Below are 3,213 nucleotides of genomic sequence, written 5' to 3' on the forward strand. Positions count from 1 at the left end.
GATTCAAGTGGCGCTACAGATTGCTATTCCGGAATTAGACGGTGCGATCGAACCTATTATATTATCGGGCCGGGATGGGGCCACGGGTAAAGCGATCGCTTTACAGGACCGGGTAGAAGCGATCGCTCAACGGGCGCTAAAATGGGCTAACCTAAGAAAGAAACCGAAACTGAATAAAAAAGTCGCCATCACTGTGTTTAGTTTCCCCCCTGATAAGGGGAATGTGGGAACCGCAGCCTATCTAGATGTGTTCGGTTCTATCTACGAAGTGATGCAAGCGTTACAAAATAACGGTTATGACTTGCAGGACTTACCCGCATCTCCCCGAGAACTGATGGAAGCGGTGATCCATGATGCCACCGCACAATACCATAGTCCGGAGCTAAATATCGCCTATCGGATGTCCGTACCGGAATACGAGCGTTTAACCCCCTATTCCGTCCGTTTAGAGGAAAATTGGGGACCACCACCTGGACACCTCAACAGTGATGGACAAAATCTATTAATCTACGGGAAAGAATTCGGTAACGTCTTTATTGGGGTTCAACCCACCTTCGGTTATGAAGGGGATCCCATGCGTCTGCTATTTTCTCGTTCTGCTAGTCCCCACCACGGTTTTGCAGCCTACTACACCTATCTCAATCAAGTCTGGAAAGCAGACGCGGTTCTTCATTTTGGCACCCACGGTTCCCTAGAATTTATGCCGGGGAAACAGATGGGAATGTCTGGGGAATGCTACCCCGATAACCTCATCGGGATGATTCCCAATCTCTACTATTATGCCGCTAATAACCCCAGCGAAGCGACGATCGCTAAACGTCGCAGTTATGCGGAAACCATCTCCTATCTCACTCCCCCCGCAGAAAATGCCGGACTCTACAAAGGGTTAAAAGAACTAAGCGAGTTGATCGGTTCCTACCAAACCCTGAAAGATAGTGGGCGTGGGGTGCAAATTGTCAATACCATTGTCGATAAATGTTTCTTAGTCAATCTTGACAAAGATATAAGTTTACCTGATGTTGATACCGCCCATCTCAGTCAAGAGGAACGGGATAATATTGTCGGTTCGGTCTATCGTAAACTGATGGAAATTGAATCGCGTTTACTTCCCTGCGGACTTCACGTTATCGGGAAACCCCCCTCAGCGCTCGAAGCGGTGGCAACTTTGGTCAATATTGCCAGTTTAGACCGGGAAGAGGACGATTTACTCTCCTTACCCCGGATTATTGCCAACAGCATCGGCCGGGATCTAGAGGAAGTTTATCGCAATAGCGATCGAGGTGTGTTAGAGGATGTGGAATTACTGCAAAACATCACCCTAGGGACTCGCGCTGCCGTCGCAACTTTAGTCAAGTCCCAAACCGACGCAGAAGGTCGAGTATCGATGCTTTCTAAGCTGAATTTCTTGAATATAGGCAAGAAATCGCCTTGGATCGAAACTTTACAGGAGATGGGTTATCCAAAGGTTGATCCGGTCGCGTTAAAACCCCTGTTTGAATACCTAGAATTCTGTTTAGAACAGGTCTGTGCCGATAATGAATTAGGGGCCCTATTAAAAGCATTGGAAGGGGAATACGTTCTTCCCGGCCCTGGTGGCGACCCCATCCGTAACCCCGGAGTTTTACCAACGGGTAAAAATATCCACGCTTTAGACCCCCAGTCTATCCCGACCCTAGCGGCGGTAAAATCGGCTAAAATCGTGGTGGATCGCCTGTTAGAACGGCAAAAACTGGATAATGGCGGTAAATATCCTGAAACCATCGCTTGTGTTCTCTGGGGAACTGATAATATCAAAACTTATGGGGAATCCCTAGCACAAATTCTCTGGATGGTGGGGGTTCGTCCTGTTCCCGATGCTTTGGGACGGGTGAATAAATTGGAATTGATTCCCCTAGAGGAATTAGGAAGACCGCGCATTGATGTGGTGGTCAACTGTTCTGGTGTCTTCCGGGATTTATTTATCAATCAGATGAACTTGCTTGACCAAGGGGTAAAAATGGCCGCGGAAGCAAACGAACCGATAGAGATGAATTATGTCCGTAAACACGCTATTGAACAAGCAAAAGAAATGGGTTTAACGGTTCGACAGGCAGCCACCCGCATCTTTTCTAATGCTTCTGGTTCTTATTCTTCTAACATCAATCTCGCGGTGGAAAATAGCAGTTGGGAAGACGAAAAAGAGTTACAGAATATGTATCTCAACCGCAAGGGTTTTGCTTTCGACTCGGATAATCCGGGGATGATGGCCGATAATCGTCGGTTGTTTGAAGCATCTTTAAAAACTGCGGAGGCAACTTTCCAAAACTTGGATTCTAGCGAGATTAGTTTAACCGATGTTTCCCACTATTTCGACTCGGATCCCACCAAAGTTGTCGCTAGTTTACGCGATGATGGCAAAAAACCGGCGGCCTATATTGCCGATACTACCACCGCTAACGCTCAGGTGCGTACTTTATCGGAAACCGTGCGCTTGGATACCCGCACCAAGTTACTCAATCCCAAATGGTACGAGGGAATGTTAAGTCACGGTTACGAAGGAGTCCGAGAATTATCGAAGCGTTTGGTTAATACCATGGGTTGGTCGGCAACTGCTGATGCGGTGGATAATTGGGTTTATGAAGATGTCAACACCACTTTTATTCAAGATGAGGAAATGTGTCAGCGTCTGATGAATCTCAATCCTAATTCTTTCCGCAAGATGGTGGGAACCCTGCTAGAAGTTAATGGTCGCGGTTACTGGGAAACTTCTCAAGAGAATTTAGACCGCTTACAGGAACTTTATCAAGAAGTGGAGGACCGCATCGAAGGAATCGAGTAGAATAGATAGATAAGACTTGAGAGACTGGCTAATCACCGGTCTCTTGAGTTTTCAAAAAAGATGAAAAATAACTTTTGGGGGTTAATCTGGTCTAGTTTTTTAGGAATTCAGTCATTGGTGCTGGGATTCCTGGGTTTTGTCGCTAGTTTAATTGCGTGGGCATTTGCTGGGCAGACACCTATTCCTCTAGTGGTTCTTTTTGTTATAATCACGATAGCTATATTAGCTATAGCTACTCTATGTAAGGCGTTACAAACGGCACTAGAAGAATATGAAAAGCTAAAGCGAAGTATCATTCCGAAAATTTTGGTAGTTTTTGAAGAAAATAATGATGTCCTATGCCTTTTAGAACCTTCTGAATTATTTTCTCAGGGTATCACAATCTCTTTTTACTA

The 3,213-nt window shown here is 45.8% G+C and carries 1 protein-coding gene and 1 pseudogene; both read left to right on the forward strand.

What is annotated here, in order from left to right; all coding sequences use genetic code 11:
• A partial coding sequence (locus PX636_RS05335) for a magnesium chelatase subunit H (protein WP_288116417.1) occupies positions 1–2,818 on the forward strand: 2,818 nt, incomplete at its 5' end.
• 60 nt (positions 2,819–2,878) lie between these two features.
• Positions 2,879–3,213, forward strand: a pseudogene (locus tag PX636_RS05340) (hypothetical protein); the annotation flags it as partial.

The organism is Microcystis sp. M53598_WE2 (assembly GCF_030067735.1).
GTDB lineage: Bacteria > Cyanobacteriota > Cyanobacteriia > Cyanobacteriales > Microcystaceae > Microcystis > Microcystis aeruginosa.